Genomic DNA, 20,833 nt, shown 5'->3' on the forward strand with positions numbered 1-20,833 from the left:
GTCACGCCTCCGACACGGCGACGTCGGTGAGGAACGTGCGCTCGGCCGACCCGAGCACACGCGGAGCGCCGACCACGTCGAACGAGCCCTCGAGGGCACGGTCGTCGGAGTCGAGCCCGACGAACACGTCGACCCGCGCCGGCTCGACGGCGAAGTCGCGCGCGACGTTCGTGTAGCCGAGCTGCGTCGCGTCGATCGTGAAGGTCACCCGGCGCGAGTCTCCGGCCTCGAGCACGACCCGGGCGAACCCGCCGAGCTGCTGCGCCGGCCGGGTCACACCGGTGGTGTTCACCCGCAGGTACAGCTGCGGCACCGCGGCGCCCGCACGGTCGCCCGTGTTGGTCACGGTCAGGGAGACCTCGGTGCGGCCGAAGGCGTCGATCTCGCCCCCCACCGCGAGGTCGGAGAGCGCGAACGACGTGTACGACAGGCCATGACCGAACGGGTACAGCGGACTCGAGGGCATGTCCAGATAGAGCCGGTCGGTGCCCGGCGGAAGCGGGTTGCGCTGGGCGGTGCCCGCCTTGTGGTGGTGCACGAGGGGCACCTGGCCGACGTGCCGCGGCACGGTGTAGGGCAGGTGTCCCGACGGGTCGACCGCCCCGAAGAGCGCGTCGGCGACGGCGGCCTGGCCGAAGGCCCCGCCGAAGGTCGCCACGACGATCGCGGCCGCGTCGCGCACGACCGCGGGCAGGGCGTAGGCGCGCCCCTGGGTGAGGACCACCACGAGGCGCTTGCCTGTGGCGGCGACCGCCTCGGCGAGCTCCTGCTGCGCGGCGGGGAGCGCGATGTCGGCGGAGTCCGAGCCTTCGCCCTCCGTGCGCTCGCCGTTGAACCACAGGCTGGCGCCGCCGAGCGCGAGCACGACGACGTCGGAGTCCTTTGCGGCGGCGACGGCGCGCTCGATGCCGCCTTCGATCGGCCGTGTCAGGGTCGAGCCCTGCTCGGTGACGACGGATGCCGCGTGGGCGGCGATCGACGCGTGGAGAGGCGTGGCGTCGTGGCTCTCGGCGAGCAGCTGCGCGGGATCGCGCGGCGGCAGCACCGCGTCGTTCCATTCGGCGATGTTCTTGTCGACGCCGACGGCGTTCCCGAAGCCGCCGGACGACATGACCTGCATCATCTCGCGCCACGCGGGGAAGGTGTAGGTGGGGAACTGCAGCTTGACCGCGTCGGCGTGCGGGCCGATCACCGCGACGCGCTGCGTGCCCGGCTCGAGGGGCAGGATGCCGTCGTTCTTCACCAGCACGACGGAGCGTGCCGCGAGCTCCCGGTTGAGGTCGAGGCCCTCGGCGGCGACGCCGGCGACCTCGATAGTCTCCTGCGGGTACGGGTGCTCGAACAGGCCGAGGTCGAACTTCGCGACGAGGATGCGGTGTGCCGCGGTGTCGAGCAGGTCGACCTCGATGGCCCCGCGCTCGACCTCCGCGGCGATCGTGTCGCCGTAGCCGTACGCGACCGGGTTCTCGGTGTCGAGTCCGGCGCGCAGCGCGAGGCGCCCCGCCTCCGCCGGGTCGGCGGCATTGCGCTGCCGGTCGACCATGTGGTCGAGCGTCGTGTAGTCGGAGGTCACGAAGCCGGTGAACCCGAGCACATCGCGCAGCAGGTCGGTGAGGATCTCGCGCGAGGCCCCCACCGGGATGCCGTCGATGTCGGAGTAGGAGTTCATGACCGACGCGAGCCCGGCCATCTGGATCGCGGCCTCGAACGGGAAGGCATAGGTGTCGCGCAGCGCACGGGCACCGATCTCGACGCCGCCGAGGTTGATGCCCGCCTCCGGCTTGCCGTAACCGACGAAGTGCTTCGCGGTGGCCACGACGCCGTCGGTGAGGCGACCCTGGAGCCCGCGGGTGAAGGCGACGCTGAGCGCGGCCGAGAGGTAGGGGTCCTCGCCGTAGGTCTCGTGCACGCGGCCCCAGCGCGGATCCGGGGCGATGTCCATGTTCGGCGACAGCGCCTGGCGCAGCCCGATGCGGTGCATCTGCACACGGATCACGTCCGCCATCTCCTCGATCAGGTCGGGGCTCCACGTCGCGGCGAGCCCGATGGCGGTCGGGAAGACGGTGTGCCCTCCTCCCATGACGCCGTTGAGGGCCTCGGTGTGGATGAGGGCGGGGATGCCGAGACGGGTGCGCTCGACGCTGACCCGCTGGATCTGGGTCGCCAGACGCGCGGTGGTCGCGGGGTCGTCGGAGGCGAGGTTGGAGATGTGACCGGGGTTGCGCTTGAGCATCCGATCGAGTTCCGGCGGCTCGGCCCCGTCGTGCGACGTGAGCTTCCAGGGCTGGACGGCGGTGAGCTGCCAGGCTTTCTCGAGAGTCGTCATCTCGCGCAGCAGGAGGTCGGCGCGCTCTCGGCTGGAGAGCGCCGCGTTCCGGTGGTCGTTCGAGGTCATGTCTGGTCTTTCTCGGTGGGGCGCGGGGTGCTCAGGCGGCGACGCGTGCGGTGGCGGCGATGACGGCGGCGACCTCGGCGTGCACGGGGTGCTCGCGCGTGAGGAAGCCGCGTCCGCCTTCGATGTGCTCGGAGATGATGAACGACGCCTCGCCCGCCGGCGCGTCGAGGTAGTCGGCCACGAGGCGCAGCGCGTGCTCCTCTCCTCGGGGCGTGAGGTCGGCGCGCGTCGTCGCCGCGACGACGGCTTCCCACGCCTCCTTGTCGTCGATCAGGTCGCGGATGGTGCCGGCGGTGAGGTCGACCCGCACCGAGGACTCATCGGCGATGCTCCAGCGGTGCTCGCCGTGACGGGCCGTGACGACCTCCACGGATCCGGGTAGCACGACCTCGGCCTCGACGCCGGCCGGGATCGTCGCGGTGACGACGAACTCGCCCCCGACGCGCTCCCACGCCACGGCGATCTCGCCGTACGGGCTCTCGTGACGTGCCGATGCCCTGTCGAGCTGCGCCGGCGGGACCGGCGCGATGCGCACCCGGCGGTAGGCGGGCTCGATCGGCTCGAGACCCGCGATCGCGCAGTGCAGGGTGTTCGCGATCGCGCCGAGCGCGAAGTGGTTGAACGAGGTCATCTCGCCGGGGTTGATCGACCCGTCGGGCAGCATGCTGTCCCAGCGCTCCCAGATCGTCGTCGCGCCCATCGTCACGGGGTAGAGCCACGAGGGGCAGGCGGTCTGGAACAGGAGCCGGTACGCGAGGTGGGCGTGGCCGGAGTGGATGAGGGCATCGCACACCAGGGGCGTACCGACGAAGCCCGTCGCGATCCGGAACCCGCTGGTGCGGACGAGATCAGCGAGACGGCGTCCCGCCTCCTCCCGCTGCGAGGGGGTCGGCAGCAGGTCCCACTCGAGGGCGAGCGCATAGGTCGTCTGCGCCTCGGACATCAGCCGTCCGCGCGGGGTGACGTAGGCGTCGGCGAAGGCGGCGCGGATGCGCGTCGCCAGCAGGTTGTAGGCGGCGGCGGTCTCGGCGTCGCCGATCACCGCGGCCGCCTGTCCGACGATCCATGCGGAGCGCGCAAAGTGGGCCGTGGCGACGACCTCCTCCGCGGCCTTCGCGTCGCGGGGATCGTGCGGCGAGGCGCTCGGGTCGAGCCAGTCGCCGAACTGGAATCCTCCACGCCACAGCAGATCGTCTCCGGCGAGCTCGGCGATGCGGTCGACCCACGCGCGCATGCTCGGCAACTGACGACGCAGCAGCTCCGCATCCCCCGCACGCTGGTAGAGGGTCCACGGCACGATCGTCGCAGCATCGCCCCACGCGGCGGTCTCGGGGTCGTCGACCCGGTCGCGGTTGGTGTTGGGGACGACGTGCGGCACTCCGCCGCTCGCATACTGCTCGGCCGCGAGGTCAGCGAGCCACGACGTCAGCAGACCCGAGACGTCGAAGAGGAACTGTCCGGTCGGGCCGAAGATCTGGGCATCGCCCGTCCAGCCGAGACGCTCGTTTCGCTGCGGGCAGTCGGTGGGAATGTCGACGAAGTTGCTCCGCGTTCCCCAGACGACGTTCTCGTGCAGGCGGTTCAGCAGATCGTGCGACGAGTCGAACCATCCGGTCCGCTCCAGATCGGTGCCGACGAGGACCTGCACGATGTCGTCCGCGCGCAGATCCGGAACGCCCGTGACCTCGGCGTACTGGAAGCCGTGCAGCGTGAGCACCGGCTCGAGGACCTCCTCGCCCGTCCCCGCGAGGGTGTACGCGTCGGTCGCCTTGGCGGTGCGCAGCGGACGCACCCCGAGCTCGCCGTCCTCCAGCACCTCGGCGTGACGCACGACGACCTGTGTCCCGGCCGCGAGTCCACGCGTGCGCAGACGCACCCAGCCGACGGCGTTCTGCCCGAAGTCGACGAGCGTGCGGCCCGAGGGCGAGGTCCAGATGCGCACGGGCGCGTGCATGCCGGTCGGGCGCACGGGCCCCGCATCCGGGGCGACGAGCTCGGCGGTCGCCGAGTCGACGACCTCGACGGGCACGCGGGGCGTCAGTGCGGCATCGCGGCGCAGGTCGGTCGTCTGGCCGTTGTAGAGGTCGTCCTCGACGATCTGGCCCTCGTGCGCGGTCCAGGACTCGTCGGTGGCGATGCGCTGCACCGTGCCGTCCTGCAGGACGATCTCGAGCTGCGCGCACAGGGCGAGGCGATCGCCGTACAGAGCGCGCTCCCCCAGGTAGCTGAGGTAGCCCCGCCACCAGCCGTTGCCGAGCAACGCGGAGACCTCGTTCGCGCCCTCGACGATGAGCGAGGTGACGTCGTAGGTGAAGTAGCGGAGCCGGTCGTCGTACGAGGTCCACCCGGGTGCGAGAACGGTGTCGTCGACCCTCTCGCCGTTGAGGAACGGCTGGGAGATGCCGTGGGCGGTGGCGTACAGCCGTGCGGAGCGCACGGGGCCCGCCACGTCGAACGTGCGCGAGACGATGGGGGCCGGCTGGTCGAGGCCGCCGATGCCGACGGGCGAGACGAACGACGCCGCCCAGTCCTCGGCGTCGAGCAGTCCTGCCTCGACCGTCGACGGAGCGCCCCAACTCCCCCAGGTATCACCGTCCTTGACGCGCACCCGCACGGCCGCCGCCTCGCGGGAGGAGAGCGCCTCGGACGGCCAAGCAACGAGGACCTGCTTGTCGCCGTCGACGCGGTGGACCGTCCGTCCGTGCGACGTGGTGACCTCGATCTCGGCCGCCGCCGCGGTGAAGCCGTCCTCCGCTCCGGAGATGCTCCACGACAGCCGCGGAGCGGCAGTGCCGACTCCGAGGACTCGGGGGGCGCGGGGGAAGTGCTCGAAACGTGGGGCGCTCGGGACGGCGGTGGTCATGTCGTTCTCCTGCGGCGGCCGCGGATGGTGGCTGCCGCTGTCTTCGGTGGATGTCGTGAGGGCGATGGTCAGGACGCGGAGCGCTCGCCGGCGGCATCCGCCGCCTGCTGCAGCATCCGCTGGCGTTCGGCGCGTCGCTCGCGCTGCTTCCTGGGGTGCGCGATGGGCGCGGCCATCTGCAGGCGGTGCGTGTACTCGTGGCGCGGTGCCGTCGCGACCTGGTGCGCCTCGCCGAGCTCGACGATGTCGCCCTGGTAGAGCACGGCGATGCGATCGCTGATCGAGTTGACCACGCCCAGGTCATGGCTGATGAACAGGTAGGCGACGCCGGTGCGCTCCTGCAGCTCCTTGAAGAGCCCGAGCACCGTGGCCTGCGTCGTGACGTCCAGCGCGCTGGTCGGCTCGTCGCAGATGATGACCGCCGGGTCGAGTGCGAGCGCCCGCGCGATCGCGATGCGCTGACGCTGCCCGCCCGAGAACTCGCGGGGGTAGCGGCGTCCGGCATCCGCCGGGAGTCCGACCGCGTCGAGCAGCTCTCGCACGCGGGTGCGCCCCCCGCTCACACCTGCCGCGGCGAGCGGCTCGACGAGGATGCTCTCGACGGTCATCGACGGATTGAGCGAGGTGTAGGGGTCCTGGAAGACCACCTGGATGTCGGATGCCGCGCGGCGGCGCTCCGCCCTCGAGACGTTGCTGATGGTGCGGCCGCGGAACGAGACCGACCCCTCGCTGACCGGCGCGAGGCCCAGGATGGCACGACCGATGGTCGTCTTGCCGGAGCCCGACTCGCCCACCAGGCTGAGCGTCTCGCCCGCGTGGAGGTCGAAGGAGACGCCGTGGATCACCTCGGTCGTGCTGCGCCGCTTGCCGGGGAAGCGCACGACGAGGTCGCGGACCTCGAGGATGGGCTCGTTCACTTGTCGTCCTCCATCAGCTCGACGCTCCGGGAGGACGCGAGCAGCCTCTTGGTGTAGTCCTGCGTCGGCGCCTCGAAGAGATCCTCGACATCCGCCTTCTCGACGATGCGGCCGTCCTTCATCACGCTGACGGTGTCGCAGAGATCGGCGACGACCCCGAGGTTGTGGGTCACGAGGATCATGGCCAGACCCCGCTCCTCGCTCAGCCTGCGGAGGATGTCGAGGACCTCCGCCTGGATCGTGACGTCGAGCGCGGTGGTCGGCTCGTCGGCGACGATGATGTCGGGGTCGGAGGCGATCGCGCCGCAGATGAGGACGCGCTGCGCCATGCCGCCGGAGATCTCGTGCGGGTACAGGCCCATCACACGCTTCGCGTCACGGATGCCGACCCGTTCGAGGAGGGCGGTCAGACGCGCCTCCGCGTCGCTCTTGCTCATCGGGCGCGCTGCGCGCAGGCCCTTGATCAGCTGCGCGCCGATCGTAAACGTCGGGTCGAGGTTCGACATCGGCTCCTGCGGGACGTAGCCGATGCGGGCGCCGCGGGCCGCGCGCTGCTTCTGCGGGCTCTCCAGCAGGTCCTCGCCGTCGAGCAGCACGGATCCGCCCAGGATGATCGCCTCGCGCGGGAGGATGCCGAGCGTCGAGAAGGCCATCTGCGACTTGCCCGATCCGGATTCTCCGACGAGTCCGTGGATCTCGCCACGGCGGATGTCGAGGTTCGCCCCGTGCACGACCTCGCGGACGGTGCCGTCCGGTGCCGGGTACCCGATGCGAAGGTCGCGGATCGACAGGAGCACGTCGTCGGAGCTGCTCAGCTCGGACTGCTCACGACGGCTGTCGTCGTCGGCCTCCCGCAGGGAGGCCACCGACGCGGCGATCGCCGCGCGGCGCTTGCTGCGCGACAGCACCTTGCTGCGTGCCGACGACTGCAGCACGTCGCTGAGAGCGTTGCCGAACAGGATCAGCGCCAGCACGCTGATGGTGATCACGAGCGCGGGCCAGAAGATGCTGACGGGGTTGTTGTAGATCGACTTGAACGACTGCTGGAGCATGATGCCCCACGACGAGCTCGTCGGGTCGCCGAGGCCGAGGAAGGACACGCCGGCCTCGATGCCGATGCCGGCGGCCATCGTGAAGGAGCTCTGGATGATCACCGGCGCCCGCACGGCCCAGAGGACGTGCCTGCCGACGATGCGCAGGTCCGAGAGACCGACGACACGGGCCGCATCGACGTACAGCTCGTTGCGCACGGTCACGACGATCGAGCGCACGAGTCGGTAGTAGGAGGGGGCGATGAGGAGTCCGAAGACCGCCATCGCGACCGGGATGTTGGGACCGGTGAGCGCGTACAGCGCGATGAGCAGCACGATCCCGGGGAGCGACATGATGATGTCGGTCACGAAGTTCGCGATGGTCTCGAACCGGCCGCGGTAGAACCCGGCGACGAGACCCGACGTCACACCGATGAGCAGCGAGACCACGGTCACGATCGCGACCGCGAGCACGGTCGACTGCGAACCCCAGATCAGCCGGTTGAGGATGTCGCGACCCGCGGCGTCGCCGCCGAGGGGGTGACCGGGGCTGAACGGCGCAGAGTTCGCCGCCGACAGATCGGTGGAGTTCGGGTCGCCCGTCGCGATCAGCGGCGCGAAGGCGGCCGTCAGCAGGACGATGGCGAACCACAGCATCGACACGACGGCGATGGGGTTCTTCACGAGCTTGCGCAGCACCGGGAAGCGGCGCTGGTCCTCCACGCGCTCGACGGTGGGGGTCAGTGCGGTGGTGGCGTTCATCGCTTCCTCGCCTTCGGGTTGAGCGCCTGGATGAGAAGGTCGGCGGTGAAGTTGATGACGAGCACGATGAGCACGGTCACGAGCACGGTGCCCATGACCATCGGCACGTCGCTGATCTTCGACGCCTCGGTCGCGAGCTGGCCGAGGCCCGGCAGCGCGAACACCTGCTCGATGAAGACCGCGCCGCCGAGGAGGCTGAGCGTCGTGAGGCTGACCACGGTGAGTCCGGGTGCGGCCGCGTTGCGCAGCGCGTGCTGGAAGATGATCGGCCCCTCTTTCATGCCGCGGGCACGGAGGGTGCGGATGTAGTCGTTGCCCAGCGTGTCGAGCATGGCGGTGCGGAACTGCTGGGCGCCGCCGGCGACGGCTCCGACCAGGAGCGACACCATCGGCAGGATGATGGATGCCACCCACAGTCCGGGGTTCGTCGCGAACGGCGTGAAGCCGGTCGCGGGGAAGACGCGGAGGCTGATCGCGAAGGTGAACACCAGGGCGATCGCGATGATGAAGTTCGGGACGGCGGTGCCGGCGACCGAGATGAACTGCACGATCCGGTCGAGCGCGCCGCCCTTGACCGCGGCGCCGACGCCGAGCAGGACGCTCAGCAGGGCCGTGAGGATCAGCGCCGGGACGATCACGGAGAGCGTGACCGGCACGCGCTGCGAGAGCGCGGCGACAACGGACTGCCCGCTGTAGAAGGACCGGCCGAGGTCGCCGGTCAGGGCGGAGACGAGCCAGTCCCCGTACTGCACGAGGAGCGGACGGTCGAGACCGAGCTGCACCACCTTCGCCTGCACGCTCTCGGGGGTGGCCCCGATGCCGAGCACCGAGGACGCGATGCCCGTCGGGTTGCCGAACATCATCGAGAACGTGATGAAGGTCGTCACCAGGAAGACCCCGAGTGATCTCACGAGGTTCTTCAGAAGGTTGAACAGCACAGCTGGTCTCTCCCGTCCGCTATTCGAGGGTTACTGGAAGTCGCGCAGCTTGGGCGCGAGGGCCTCGATGTCCGAGTCCGTCGGGATCGAGAGCTGATCGGCGTCGTACGCGAAGTGCGTGCCCTTGTACACCAGCGGGGCCTGCCATGCCTCGTCGATGATGTGCTGGTTGATCTCCTGCTCGATCGCCGGCACGTCCTCGGGAGCGGCCGTGGCGAGCTGGTTGTAGCGCGACATCACGAAGTCGTCGGACTGGTCCGAGAGGTTCCACCAGCCGTCGGTCGAGTCCTCGACGTAGATCTGGAACGTGGAATCACCCAGGTTGCCGAGCTCGAACAGGACCACGGGGTAGGTGCCCGAGAGAAGGTCCTCGATGGCGTTCGCGCCCGAGAGCACCTTCTCCGTCGCACGGATGTTGATCGCGCCGAGCTGCTCGATCACGTACGGCATGATGTGGTCGAGGTTGCCGTCGAGCGACGGGAGCTCGATGTCGAACCCATCGGCGTAGCCCGCCTCGGTCATGAGCGCCTTCGCGGCGTCGACGTCGAAGGGGTACGGGTCCTCGAGGTCCTCGATGTACGCGTCGGATCCCTTGCGGAAGGTCTGCGCGGTCGGCTCGGCGTTGCCGAGGTAGATCGAGTCCGCGATGGCCTGCTTGTCGAAGACCATGTTGATCGCCTGGCGCACGCGCAGGTCGCCGAGCGCCGGGTACTTCACGCCCTCGTGGTCGGTGAGCAGCAGGCGGACCGTCTGACCCTCGAAGTCCTTGATCTCGAGACCGGAGGACTCCGCCTCGGCACGCGCCTGGTCGGAGACGAGACCACCGGCCACCTGACCGGTCTTCAGGGCGGAGACCATGGCGGACTCGTTGTCGAGCACCTTCACGACGAGGTTGCTCTTCGTGTAGTGGTCGGCGTTCCAGTGGTCCTCGTTCTTCGTGTACACGTACTCGGAGCCGACCGTGGTCTTGTCCATGTCGATCACGTAGGGTCCCGAGCCGAGCGGCTCGTCGAGGAAGTCGCCGGACTCGAGGTAGTCGGCGCTGGTGATGTTGATGTCGCACAGCAGGGTGTTCACGAGCGGCTGCGGCTCGGCCCACTCCAGGGTGACCGTTAGCGGGTCGACGACCGTGACGGTCATGCTCGCGTAGTCGGCGGCGCGCGCGCTCTCGGGCTCCGCCATGTAGTCGTAGCTGGCCTTGATGTCGTCGGCGGTGAGGTCCGTGCCGTCCGAGAACTTCACGCCCTCGCGCAGGTGGGCGGTCATGCCCTTGTTCTCGGGGAGCAGGTCCCACGACTCCGCGATGTCCTCCTCGAGGCCCGCGGTCGAGTCGCACTTGACGAGCTTGTCCCAGACGGCGTCGGCCGGCCAGTTCTGGTAGCCGGGCTGGACGCGGGGGTCGAAGCCCTCGATGTCCTGGCTCATGGCGAGCGTGAGCGTGTCGGCGCTGCTGTCGGCGGAGCCGCCGTCGGTCGAGCCCGAGCATGCCGAGAGCGCGAGGGCTCCGACGACTACCACCGAGGCGACGGCCGCGACGCGGCGGCCATGCGGGTGAATCATGTGTACTCCCTTGTAGGTGATGCCCAGCCGGATCCCCATAGAACCGGCGTACGAGAACGAGACTCCGATGGCGTTCGCAGGACGCTCAGCGATTTTGTAGAACGTTCTCTAAAATCGAGAGTAAGCGACCGACGCGGATTCGACAAGCCGGAAGCGACCGCCGTCCTGTAACGAATCGGAAACATGCGAACAGTGCGGCGCACACCACGCGTGATCATGTCGTCATGCGACTTCCGTCGCAGCGCTCACCAATCTCCGCGTCCTCCCGGTCGAGCAGTTCCCCGACCGACACGGTGCACCGGGGCCCGCGTGTCGTCGATCAGACCAGACGCAGTCCGAATCTCACGCTGCGCTCGTCCTCGGACACGGTCTCGAATCCGACTCTCGGGTAGAACCGCAGTGCACCCTCGTTCTCCTTCGACACGTCCGCGTGCACCCCTGCGACACCTGCCGCGCGCAGCGCGGAGCCCAGCTCGGCGATGAGGGCCCTCCCCCACCCCGCCCCCTGCGCCTCGGGGAGCAGGTCGATGTGCAGATGCGCGGGGAAGGCGTCGCTCACGAGGATGTCGCCGTGTCCGCGCGAGTAGCCGTACCCGATCATGCCGTCGGTGCGCGAGGCGAACGTCGCGGGCATCGGCCACCGCTCGCCGTTGCGGGGCCACCAGGTCGACCCGAACCAGCTCTCGAAATCCCCGCTGTCCGGCGCACCCACGATGTACCCGATGGGGCGCCCGTCGTCGGACTCGACGATCCGCACGAACTCGGGGTGCCGAGCGAGGTACGGCAGCGCGAACAGCTCCGGCAGGATGTCGTCGTCGTCGAGCTGCCCCGTGGCGTCTGCGCCGTTGTCGGCGGTCGCGAGGCAGATGCGGGCGATGGCGGGCTCATCCCCGGGGCGGAACGGTCGCATGAGTGGCATGGTGGAAGTGTAGAAGAGAACACCGCGAAAACCCCAACGCATCGGTAAATTCGCAGTAGAGTGACACCACATCGCAGAGAACGGGGGCCGGATGCCCGCACGAGAGACCTCCCACCCGGAGCCGACGGACGTCGGCCCGGACGAGGGAAAGGTCGCGACGAGGCGTCGCGGGCCGTACGCGAAGACCGCGCGCACTCGCGAGAGGATCGTCGACGCGTGCGAGACGCTGTATGCCGCGAAGGGCTTCCGCTCGACGACGGTCAAGGAGATCGCCGAACTCGCCGGCATCAGCGACCGCGGCCTCGTGCACCACTTCCCCACCCGGGAGGACCTCCTGCTTGCGGTCCTCGAGCGGCACGAGGACCGGTCCTCGATCGCGATCACGAAGACCGACCCCCTCGAGGCGCTCCAGGCGCTTCTCGCCCAGGAGCGGGCGCTCGAGCGATCGCCCCTGCTCGTCGAGCTGCGCCTCGCCCTCTCGTCGGAGGCGACCGACCCCGGGCATCCCGCCCACGAGCACTACGCGCGCAACTACCGCGAGCTGCGCGAGTACCTCACGACCGTCTTCTCCGACCTGCGCACACGAGGCGACCTCGTCTCCCCTCAGGACGACCTCACTCTGGCCGCCTCGTTCATCGCCGTCAGCGACGGCCTGCACATGCAGCGGGCCTACGATCCGGATGCGCTGTCGCCGGCCGACGGCCTCCGCAGCCAGCTCGTCCAGAGCATCCCCGCGCTGGCGCTCTGACGCCGCACGGCCGGGCGGCCGGGTGCGTCAGAGCGCCGGACGCCTCAGGCCGTGTCGAGGGCGAGAGCGGCGCGCCGACGCGCACGTCGCTCGGCCTGCCGCGCCGGGTCGGCCACGGGCGAGGCGAGCAGCAGCCGCCGCGTGTAGGGGTGCTCCGGTTCGTCCGTGACGACGCGGGCGGGCCCCGTCTCCACGATGTCTCCGCGGTACACCACGGCGACCCGATGACTGATGTGACGGACCACCGACAGGTCGTGGGAGACGAACAGGTATGCCACCCCCGTCTGCTTCTGGATGTCGATCAACAGGTCGAGCACGCGCGCCTGGGTCGACAGGTCGAGCGCGGAGACCGGCTCGTCGCACACGATCAGGCGCGGGCTCGGCGCCAGCGCCCGCGCGATGGCGACACGCTGACGCTGCCCGCCGCTGAACTCGCGCGGCAGCCGCTCCGAGGCGTCCGCGGGCAGACCGACCTGGTCCAGCAGCTCCGTCACCCGGGCGCGGGCATCGCGCCCGGTCGCGCCGTTGGCGACGAGCGGCTCGCTGAGGATGTCGCCGACGGTCATCGACGGGTTCAGCGAGGTGTAGGGGTCCTGGAAGACCACCTGGATGTCACGGGCGAGCCGGCGACGCTCCGCGCGACCGGCAGACGTGATGTCGGTCCCGTCGAAGCGGATCGATCCGCCGCTCGCGGGCACGAGGCCCAGCACGGCGCGTCCGATCGTGGTCTTGCCCGAACCGGACTCGCCGACGACGCCGAGGGTCTCGCCGCGACGCACGGAGAGCGAGACCCCGTGCACCACCTCGACCGGCGCGGCGCGGAACCCCTTCCCGGGGAAGCTCACCCTGAGGTCGTCGACCTCGAGCAGTGCAGCGGTCATCGGGCGACCTCCATCGTCTCGAGCGGCAGCTCTTCTCGCACCGTCGCCTCGTCGAGGATGCTCCGGAGGAGGCGCTGCGTGTACTCGTGCGTCGGCCGGGCGAAGACCGCACCGGTCTCCCCCGTCTCGACGATCTCGCCTGCCTGCATGACCGCGAGGTCGGTGCAGATGTCCGCGACGACACCGAAGTTGTGCGTGACGAGGAGCACCGCCATGCCGAGCGTCTCCTGCAGGTCGCGGAGCAGGTCGAGGATCTCGGCCTGAACCGTGACGTCCAGGGCGGTCGTCGGCTCGTCCGCGATCAGCAGCTTCGGCCTGCTGGCGACCGCTCCCGCGATCAGCACGCGCTGGGCCATGCCCCCCGAGATCTCGTGCGGGTACGACCGGAACGTCTTCTCGGGGTCGGCGATCCCGCACCGCGAGAGCAGGGCGAGGATGACCTCTTTCGCCTCCCCCTTGCCGAGACCCTGCGTCGACCGCACGCTCTCCAGCAGCTGGGAGCCGATCGTGTAGGAGGGGTCGAGGTTCGACATGGGCTCCTGCGGGACGTACGCGATCTCACGGCCGCGCAGGCCGCGGAGCTGCCGATCGGTCATCCCGACCAGCTCCCTGCCTTCGAGGCGGATCGACCCGGAGGTCACGACGGCCTCGTTGGGGAGGACGCCGAGGATCGCGAAAGCGGTCTGCGTCTTGCCGGACCCGGACTCGCCCACGAGGCCGAGCGTCTGACCGCGGGCGACGTCGAGGGAGACGTTCTTGACGACCTCGTGCAGGGTGCCGTCGGGGCGCGGGTAGGCGATGGCGAGGTCGCGCACCTGGAGCAGCGGCGCCTCTTCGTCGACCTCGGTGAGCGAGACGTCGGCGAGGACCCGCTGACCGCTCCCGACCTTCGCGGGGGCCGGCTGCGACCCTTCGAACGCGTCCCGCAGCGCGTTGCCCAGGAGCACCAGCGATGCGGTCATGAACCCCAGCAGCAGACTCGGCCAGAGGAACTGCAGCGGGGCGATGTACAGGTTCGTGAACCCGGCGGAGATCATGGCGCCGAAGCTCGGGATCTCCTTGGAGCCGACACCGAGGAAGGCGAGCCCCGCCTGCAGGCTGATCGCGGCGCCGGCCAGGAACGCGGCCGCGATGATGATCGGCCCCCGGACGACCACGAGCACATGACGGAAGAGGATGCGCCCGGTGCTCAGTCCCGCGACGCGTGCGGCGTCGACGTACAGCTCCTCCTTGACGCCGAGGACGAGGTTGCGCACGATGCGGTAGATGTTCGGCGAGAGCAGCACGCCGTAGATCAGCATCGTGATGCGGTAGTCCCCACCCGTCACCGGCATCAGGAGGATGAGCAGGAGCAGACCGGGGAAGGTCATGATGAGGCTGAAGATCCACTCGGTGGTGCCCCGGGTGCGGCGACCGAAGTAGCCGCCGAGGAGACCGGCCACCGTGCCGATGAGCACGGCGACCCCGGTTCCGATCAGTGCCGACACGACACTCGTGTTGATCGAAAACAGCAGCCGCGAGAGGATGTCGCGCCCCTGGCCGTCGCCGCCGAGCGGGTGCCCGTCGGTGCCGACGGCGGTGTTGACCGCATCCACCGCCGCATCGTTCGGGCCGTGCGGTGCGATGACCGGGGCGAGGATCCCGAGCACGACGATGGCGAGGAGGATCGCCCCGCTGATCACCGCCTGGGGATCGCGGACGAGGCGGCCGAAGGGACCGCGGCGCTTCTGCGGGCGCGTGGCCTCGATGGCCAGCAGCTCGGTGGAGGGCGGGAGCGCCACGGGCGCCGTCTTGTCTTCGGAGGTCACGACAGCTTCACTTTCGGGTTGAGCCAGGCGTTCGCGAGGTCGGTGGCGAGGTTGACCACGGTGACCATGAGCACGCTGAACACGGTGAGGCCGAGCAGCATCGGCACATCGGCCTGCAGGGCGGAGTTGAATCCGAACGAGCCGATCCCGGGAAGGCCGAACACGTTCTCGATGATGAGCGCGGCGCCGAACATCGCCATGAACTCGAGCGACATCACGGTGAGCGCGGGCCCCGCGGCATTGCGCAGCGCGTGCCGGAAGACGATGGAGCCGGTGGGCACCCCGCGGGTGCGCATGGTGCGCACGTAGTCCTTGCGGAGCTCGTCGACCATGGTGCCGCGCACCTGCGACGTCATGCTCGCGACACTGGCGACCACCAGCACGATGACCGGCAGGGTGATGCTGCGGACCCAGGAGCCCGGGTTCTCGGCGATGGGCGTGTACCCGGTCGCGGGCAGCCAGTGCAGCGTGACCGCGAACACGTAGACGAGCACGATCGCCAGCAGGAGCCCCGGCACGATGTAGCCGATCAGCGAGACGATCTGGGCCACCCGGTCGGCGGCACCTCCGCGTGAGGCCGCCCAGACACCCAGGGCCACACTGATGATCACGGTGATGAGCAGGGCGGGCACGATCAGCGAGAGCGTGACGCCGAGGCGCTGCAGCACGGTGGACGCCACATCGAGACCGCTGTACACGGAACTGCCGAAGTCACCGCGGACGGCACCCCAGAGCCAGTCGCCGTACTGCACGAGCAGAGGACGGTCGTAGCCGAGCTTCGTCATCATCGCCGCCAGCGATTCCGGCGTGATCGAGTCGCCCAGCAGACGCCGCGCGACGGACTCGAAGGACGTGCTCAGCAGCAGGAAGGTGACGAAGGTCACCACGATCACGAGGATCAGCGACGTTCCGAGACGTCGGAGGATGTAGCCAGTCAAGGGTGTGCTCCTAGCGAGGAGTGCGGCCGGGCGCGGAGACCGCGCCCGGCCGCACCGAATCAGTCGGACTCGGCGAGCCCGAACACGCGGATCTCGTTCATGCCGCTCTTGCCGGTGTCGAGGTAGGCGACGCCGTCGCGGGTCACCCAGACCGGATCGATGCGGGCGATGGGTGCGGTCAGCGCGATCTCGACCGCGTGCTTGTTGAGCGCCTTGTACGCGTCGGCGGCCTCGGACTCGTCGGTCGTGCCCTCGATCTCGGCGGTCGCGGCGTCGAGGTCGGCATCCGTGTAGCCGCTCGGGTTGTTCTGTCCCGCACCGAAGTTCTGCTCGAGGATGCCGGGGTCGCCGCCGGTGAACGAGCCGAACGCGATCGTCATGGCGTACTTGCCGCTGAAGTTGATGCCGTCGGTCTCGTTCGGCGGAGTGGCGATCCAGTCGAGCGTGATGCCGGCGTCGGCGAACTGCTGGGAGAGCAGCGGCTCGAACTGCGTCGTCATGTACGTGCTCGGCACCGGAAGGGTGAGCCCGTCGGCGTATCCCGCCTCGGCGAGGAGTTCCTTCGCCTTGTCGACATCGTGCTCGTAGTACGAGTCGAGGCTCTCGTCGTAGGCGTCGCCCTCCGGCCCGAACAGCTGGGACGTCGCGGTGCCCGTCTCGGGGAGCAGCGCCTTGACGATGCCGTCGCGATCGAGCGCGTAGTTGATCGCCTGACGGACCCGCGGGTCGCCGAGCGCGGGGAACTTCTCTCCCGTGCGGTCGAGGATGATCAGCTCGGCGATCGTCGCGCTGCTGACCTGCTGCACCCGGTACGCCGGGTCGGTCTTGATCGGCCCCAGCTGCTGGGGGTTCACCGTGGACGCGTAGATCTCCCCGGCCTGCAGCGCGTTGAAGGTCGCGGTCGGGTCGGCGAAGACACGCACCGTGATGCTGTCGAACGGGAACGCCTCGGCGTTCCAGTAGTCGTCGCGCTTGTCGAGGACGTACGTCGACCCCGCGACGGTCTTCTCCGTGTCGAGCGTGTACGGGCCCGAGCCGGTGGGGTCGGTCTTCGTCTGCTCCGCGTCGACCGTCGCCGGGTCGGCGATGACGCCGGTCGCGTTCACCAGCGTGGTGACGAACGCGGGGTCGTACTCGCTGAAGCGCACCTCGACGGTGCTGTCGTCGACGGCGACGACGTCCTCGACCGACTCGAACCGCCCCTGCTGGGTGCCAGGGGTCGTGCGCGTGCGGTTCATGGTCGCGGCCACGGCCTCGGCGTCGACCGGGTCTCCCGAGCTGAACGTCATGCCGTCACGGAGGGTGAGGGTGAGCACGCGTCCGTCCTCGGAGTACTCCCACTCCTCTGCGGCGTTGCCGACGATCTCGCCCGTCTCGACGTCCTTCGCGAGCAGCGTGTCGTAGACCGCGCTCCAGATGTACGCGGTCTGCCCCTCGTAGAGCATCGCGGGATCGAGGTTGGCGGGGGCGCCGATCGATCCGATGATGAGCTCATGCGTCTCGCCCTCGCCGGCGCCTTCGCCGGTGTCGGGACCCGCGCAGGCCGCGAGCGTCGCGGCGACGGCCCCGACGGCGACGACCGCGGCGAGACGCCGGGCTCCTCGGTGTGCTGTGTGATTCATGGTGTACGAACTCCTTTGATTCGCAGGTTCTCCTGCAACGGGATGCCTGGCCCGTGAAGGTGGCGGGAGTGGGCGTATTGGCAGAGTAGCCAAATTCTCGTTGCAGCGAGATTTTTATTGTGTTTCGATCAGGTGACAAGTACGGGAAGGCGGGCCCCGAGCCCGTGGAGCGCCGCACCCGAGGCGGCGGCCTCCGGCCCGGAGGCGAGCATGAACCGCTGGTCGAGCCGAAGGGATCGGACGAACGGCGACACCTCGGCCCTGGCCTGGAGGAGGGCCCTGACGGGCCCCACGAGAGCGTCCCCGAGGCCGGCCACACCCCCGCCGACCAGGATGCGATCGGGGTCTACCGTCAGGGCGAGGAGCTGCACCGCCCAGGCGAGTCGCTCGACGAACCCCTCGAGGACCTGCACCGCCCGGTCGTCGCCCGCATCCGCCATCTCGACGAGCCGGCGCGGACCGCCGCCCTCGCCCTCCGGCCATTCGCGGTCGATCCCCGGCCCGGACAGCACGAGCTCGAGGCATCCGCGCTGACCGCAGCCGCACGGTTCCCCGTCGGGATCGATCGGCAGGTGGCCGATCTCACCCGCGGCGGCCGACTCGCCCCGCGTCATCTCGCCGTCCGACACGAGCCCGACGGCGAGGCCGGTCCCGATCGAGATCAGCGCCAGCGAGTGCGCGTCGGGATCTCTGCTCGACTCTCCGAACGCGGCGAGCGCGACGTCGTTCTCGACGCGCGCGGGAAGCCCCGTGCGAGCGGTGACGAGCGCCCCGAGCGGGCAGTCCTCGAGTGCGACGTTCACGGCGAAGACCACGACGCCCGCCTCGGGGTCGACGAGCCCGGGGACCCCGACACCCACGCTGACGGCGCGCAGGCCGGGGAGCAGGTCGGCGATCTCCGTCACCACGGCGGCGATACCGTCGACCACGCCGAGGTCGCCGCGGATCGTGGGCCGGCGCACCGAGGCGCGGACCACCCCGTCGCGGTCGACGGCGACGCCCAGCGTCTTGGTGCCGCCGACGTCGATGCCGATCGCGACCTCGTCGACCCGCAGGTCGTCGAACGCTACCCGCGCACCCATGACCGCCTCCAATCGACGGAATCGACCTCGAACCACTCCCAGCCCGATGCGTCCCAGAGCAGAGCGTGGTGGGCGATGCGTGAGCGGAAGCCCTCCCAGTCGGAACGTCGGCTCCCCGCCCACGCGACCTCGGCCACGGCGGGCAGACGCGGCAGGAGCAGCGCGTCGATGTCGGATGCCGCGGTCACGCTCTCGCACCAGATCGCCGCCTCGACACCGCGGATGCGCGACGGGTCGACACCCGCGAGGACGGTCGTCGGGTCCCATTCCAGGTAGTCGCGCACGGGCGTCCCCGGGTAGTACTGGAGTCCCACGCGAGAGCGCTGCTCCTCCTGGGCGGGGTCGGTCGACGCCTCGGCGTGCGGGCGGTCGAGATAGGCGTGCGAGATGGGTGAGACCACGACGTGCGTGCCCTTCTCGAGGATGCGGGACCGGTCGCCCATGGCCTCGGCGAAGTGGGCGACCATGGCCGCCATGCTGTCCTCGGGGATGTCGCTCCCGCTCTTCGACCCGGCGGCGGACTCGTCACGGGGCGCGTCGATGTCGAAGTCGACCCAGTACTGGGCGGTGTGGTCGGGGCCGACCGCGGCGCGACTCGTCTCCTGCCACCCGACCGTGCTCTTGCTGTGGGCGGCCACGGCGGCGATCGCATGCTCGACGAAGGACTCGTGGGCGGCGGCATCCATGCCGAACGCCTCGTCCCCGCCGATGTGCACGAAGGGCCCCGGGGTGTTCTCGACCAGCGTGCGCACGACGTCGTCCACCAGTCGCCATGCCGCCTCCGAGTCCGGCGACAGGTTGGCGATCGGGAACGGGCCGCCGAGGTTCGCGGCATCCGCGGGGTTGAGCTCTGGGTAGGCCCGCAGCGCGGCGGCCGCATGACCGGGCAGGTCGATCTCGGGGACGACCGTGATGAAACGTCGCGCGGCATACTCGACGATCCGCCGGTACTCCTCGATCGTGAAGTACTCGCGCGTGCCCGCCGTGGCGGGCGTGAGCCGCGGCCATCCCGGGATCTCCAGACGCCACCCCTCGTTGTCGCTGAGGTGCAGGTGGAGGACGCTGAACTTGTAGAGCGCGAGGAGGTCGATGACCTGGAGCACGCGTTCGACGGGGCTGAAGAAGCGCACCACGTCGAGCGACAGCGCGCGCCACCCCCAGGCGGCGCCGTCGCGGATCACACGGGCACCGATCGCGGTCTCCGACCCGGCGAGCAGCTGGACCACCGATGCCGCTCCGCGCGAGAGCCCCTCCTCGTGATCGGAGCTGACCCTGATGCCCGACGGCGTGATCGCGATCTCGTGCTCTCCGAGCGCCTCCCGCGAGGAGGGCGACAGCGGACCGCTCCCGCCCTCGCCGCGCAGCTCGAACCTGACGTCTCCCGCCGCCTCGTCGGCGACACCTGCGCCCTCGAGGTCTCGCGCCGCCCAGGCCGCCGCATCCCGTCGGAACATCTCCGCCACGGCGACCGCGCGCTCGTCCGAGGCGCTGACACGGACGATCGATGCGAGGTCGAGGGTCTCGGCAACGGTCGCATCGGTGGCGACGGTGGGGATGATGTGCAGGGTGGTCGTCATGCTGGCTCTCGGTCGGGGTGCGGGGAACCGACGCAGTCGACAGCGACGGTAGAACAAACAGTACATGGGTCTGTTTCTTTGTCAAGGATGCTTTCAAAATCCCTCCGATGCCGCGTTACGATGCGCAGATGGCTTCCTCGAACTACCCGAAAGGCCTCGCGAAACGCGAGGAGATCCTCACGGCCGCCCTCGCGATCGTGGCCGAACGCGGTTACAACCGCGCCACGATCCGCGAGCTGGCGGAGGCCGCAGGATTGAGCAAGACCGGCCTGCTGCACCACTTCGGCACGAAGGAGGAGCTCTTCGCCGAGATCCTCCGACGCCGCGATGTCGTCGACGAGGCGCAGATCGAGAGAGCGACCTCTGCCGGGCTCGATCCGAAGATCTCCGACCTCCCCCGCCTGAGCTCCGGCGTGCCCGGTCTGGTGCAGCTCTACACCCGCTTCTCCGCCGAGGCCACCGACCCCGAGCACACCGCCCACGACTTCTTCCGCGAGCGCTACGAGCGCGCCCGCGAGCGGTCCCGTGCCGTGCTGGAGAAGTTCCGCGCCGAAGGGCGGCTCCCCGCATCCGTCGACCCGGAGCAGGCCGCGACCGCCCTGGTCGCGCTGCTCGACGGCCTGCAGATCCAGTGGCTGTACGACTCGTCGATCGACATGGCCGCGGAGGTGGCGTTCTTCCTCGCCCAGCTCGGCCTGGACTCCCCCGCGTCGGAGTGAGCCGGCGACCTCCCGGGGTTGCGGATCAGAAACAGACCGTTGTACTGTTTTTGCGAGTCGTCACCGATGCGGC

15 protein-coding genes are annotated in these 20,833 nt (G+C 69.8%); 2 read left to right on the forward strand and 13 right to left on the reverse strand.

From position 1 onward, the window contains the following. Window position 1: 1 nt before the first annotated feature. The 7 genes from AB0N61_RS03585 to AB0N61_RS03615 all read right to left on the reverse strand — a co-directional run bounded on the left by AB0N61_RS03585 (window position 2) and on the right by AB0N61_RS03615 (window position 11,385). Window positions 2-2,395 (reverse strand): glycoside hydrolase family 3 N-terminal domain-containing protein, encoded by a 2,394-nt coding sequence (locus AB0N61_RS03585; protein WP_363361774.1) that lies wholly within the window; start codon window positions 2,393-2,395, stop codon window positions 2-4. A 31-nt stretch (window positions 2,396-2,426) separates the two neighbouring features. Continuing rightward, window positions 2,427-5,258 carry a family 78 glycoside hydrolase catalytic domain gene (locus AB0N61_RS03590; RefSeq protein ID WP_363361775.1) on the reverse strand — a complete coding sequence of 944 codons (2,832 nt, stop codon included), beginning with the start codon at window positions 5,256-5,258 and terminating at the stop codon, window positions 2,427-2,429. 68 nt (window positions 5,259-5,326) lie between these two features. Then, on the reverse strand, window positions 5,327-6,175 hold the full coding sequence (locus AB0N61_RS03595) for an ATP-binding cassette domain-containing protein (protein WP_363361776.1): 849 nt from the start codon (window positions 6,173-6,175) through the stop codon (window positions 5,327-5,329). Then, window positions 6,172-7,968, reverse strand: coding sequence for a dipeptide/oligopeptide/nickel ABC transporter permease/ATP-binding protein (locus tag AB0N61_RS03600; RefSeq protein ID WP_363361778.1), 1,797 nt, complete (start codon window positions 7,966-7,968; stop codon window positions 6,172-6,174). The genes AB0N61_RS03595 and AB0N61_RS03600 overlap by 4 nt, the downstream gene beginning before the upstream one ends. Next, window positions 7,965-8,906 carry an ABC transporter permease gene (locus AB0N61_RS03605; RefSeq protein WP_363361780.1) on the reverse strand — a complete coding sequence of 314 codons (942 nt, stop codon included), beginning with the start codon at window positions 8,904-8,906 and terminating at the stop codon, window positions 7,965-7,967. The genes AB0N61_RS03600 and AB0N61_RS03605 overlap by 4 nt, the downstream gene beginning before the upstream one ends. Before the next feature lie 30 nt (window positions 8,907-8,936). Continuing rightward, the gene (locus AB0N61_RS03610; RefSeq protein WP_363361782.1) at window positions 8,937-10,466 is read right to left on the reverse strand and encodes an ABC transporter substrate-binding protein; all 1,530 of its coding nucleotides are present in this window, start codon (window positions 10,464-10,466) and stop codon (window positions 8,937-8,939) included. Window positions 10,467-10,785: 319 nt separating this feature from the next. Further along, window positions 10,786-11,385 carry a GNAT family N-acetyltransferase gene (locus AB0N61_RS03615; RefSeq protein ID WP_363361784.1) on the reverse strand — a complete coding sequence of 200 codons (600 nt, stop codon included), beginning with the start codon at window positions 11,383-11,385 and terminating at the stop codon, window positions 10,786-10,788. A gap of 91 nt (window positions 11,386-11,476) precedes the next feature. Here AB0N61_RS03615 and AB0N61_RS03620 point away from each other — a divergent pair, with 91 nt between their 5' ends. Then, on the forward strand, window positions 11,477-12,133 hold the full coding sequence (locus AB0N61_RS03620) for a TetR/AcrR family transcriptional regulator (RefSeq protein WP_363361786.1): 657 nt from the start codon (window positions 11,477-11,479) through the stop codon (window positions 12,131-12,133). 44 nt (window positions 12,134-12,177) lie between these two features. On the opposite strand, the gene AB0N61_RS03625 is transcribed toward AB0N61_RS03620, so the two are convergent. The 6 genes from AB0N61_RS03625 to AB0N61_RS03650 form a co-directional block, all read right to left on the reverse strand. Further along, window positions 12,178-13,014 carry an ATP-binding cassette domain-containing protein gene (locus AB0N61_RS03625; protein WP_363361788.1) on the reverse strand — a complete coding sequence of 279 codons (837 nt, stop codon included), beginning with the start codon at window positions 13,012-13,014 and terminating at the stop codon, window positions 12,178-12,180. Continuing rightward, on the reverse strand, window positions 13,011-14,822 hold the full coding sequence (locus AB0N61_RS03630; protein WP_363361790.1) for a dipeptide/oligopeptide/nickel ABC transporter permease/ATP-binding protein: 1,812 nt from the start codon (window positions 14,820-14,822) through the stop codon (window positions 13,011-13,013). The genes AB0N61_RS03625 and AB0N61_RS03630 overlap by 4 nt, the downstream gene beginning before the upstream one ends. Continuing rightward, entirely contained in the window at window positions 14,819-15,760 is a 942-nt protein-coding gene (locus AB0N61_RS03635) for an ABC transporter permease (RefSeq protein WP_363361792.1), read from the reverse strand. The genes AB0N61_RS03630 and AB0N61_RS03635 overlap by 4 nt, the downstream gene beginning before the upstream one ends. 59 nt (window positions 15,761-15,819) lie before the next feature. Continuing rightward, window positions 15,820-17,382, reverse strand: a complete 1,563-nt coding sequence (locus AB0N61_RS03640) for an ABC transporter substrate-binding protein (protein WP_363361794.1) — start codon at window positions 17,380-17,382, stop codon at window positions 15,820-15,822. Window positions 17,383-17,510: 128 nt separating this feature from the next. Continuing rightward, complete coding sequence (locus AB0N61_RS03645; RefSeq protein ID WP_363361796.1) at window positions 17,511-18,464, reverse strand: ROK family protein; 954 nt, start codon at window positions 18,462-18,464, stop codon at window positions 17,511-17,513. Then, window positions 18,449-20,041, reverse strand: a complete 1,593-nt coding sequence (locus AB0N61_RS03650) for a family 20 glycosylhydrolase (RefSeq protein ID WP_363361797.1) — start codon at window positions 20,039-20,041, stop codon at window positions 18,449-18,451. Before AB0N61_RS03650 ends, AB0N61_RS03645 begins: the two co-directional genes overlap by 16 nt. A 128-nt stretch (window positions 20,042-20,169) precedes the next feature. On the opposite strand from AB0N61_RS03650, the gene AB0N61_RS03655 reads away from it, so the two are divergent. Continuing rightward, a complete protein-coding gene (locus AB0N61_RS03655; RefSeq protein WP_363361799.1) occupies window positions 20,170-20,760 on the forward strand; it encodes a helix-turn-helix domain-containing protein in 591 nt (196 codons plus the stop codon). Window positions 20,761-20,833: the final 73 nt, after the last annotated feature.

This window comes from Microbacterium sp. NPDC089320 (assembly GCF_040684875.1).
Lineage (GTDB): Bacteria > Actinomycetota > Actinomycetes > Actinomycetales > Microbacteriaceae > Microbacterium.

Coding starts and splice junctions, on each gene's coding strand:
- AB0N61_RS03585 (WP_363361774.1), bottom strand. CDS start 2,395: ATGACCTCGAACGACCACCGGAACGCGGCGCTCTCCAGCCGAGAGCGC.
- AB0N61_RS03590 (WP_363361775.1), bottom strand. CDS start 5,258: ATGACCACCGCCGTCCCGAGCGCCCCACGTTTCGAGCACTTCCCCCGC.
- AB0N61_RS03600 (WP_363361778.1), bottom strand. CDS start 7,968: ATGAACGCCACCACCGCACTGACCCCCACCGTCGAGCGCGTGGAGGAC.
- AB0N61_RS03610 (WP_363361782.1), bottom strand. CDS start 10,466: ATGATTCACCCGCATGGCCGCCGCGTCGCGGCCGTCGCCTCGGTGGTA.
- AB0N61_RS03615 (WP_363361784.1), bottom strand. CDS start 11,385: ATGCCACTCATGCGACCGTTCCGCCCCGGGGATGAGCCCGCCATCGCC.
- AB0N61_RS03620 (WP_363361786.1), top strand. CDS start 11,477: ATGCCCGCACGAGAGACCTCCCACCCGGAGCCGACGGACGTCGGCCCG.
- AB0N61_RS03625 (WP_363361788.1), bottom strand. CDS start 13,014: ATGACCGCTGCACTGCTCGAGGTCGACGACCTCAGGGTGAGCTTCCCC.
- AB0N61_RS03640 (WP_363361794.1), bottom strand. CDS start 17,382: ATGAATCACACAGCACACCGAGGAGCCCGGCGTCTCGCCGCGGTCGTC.
- AB0N61_RS03645 (WP_363361796.1), bottom strand. CDS start 18,464: ATGGGTGCGCGGGTAGCGTTCGACGACCTGCGGGTCGACGAGGTCGCG.
- AB0N61_RS03650 (WP_363361797.1), bottom strand. CDS start 20,041: ATGACGACCACCCTGCACATCATCCCCACCGTCGCCACCGATGCGACC.
- AB0N61_RS03655 (WP_363361799.1), top strand. CDS start 20,170: ATGGCTTCCTCGAACTACCCGAAAGGCCTCGCGAAACGCGAGGAGATC.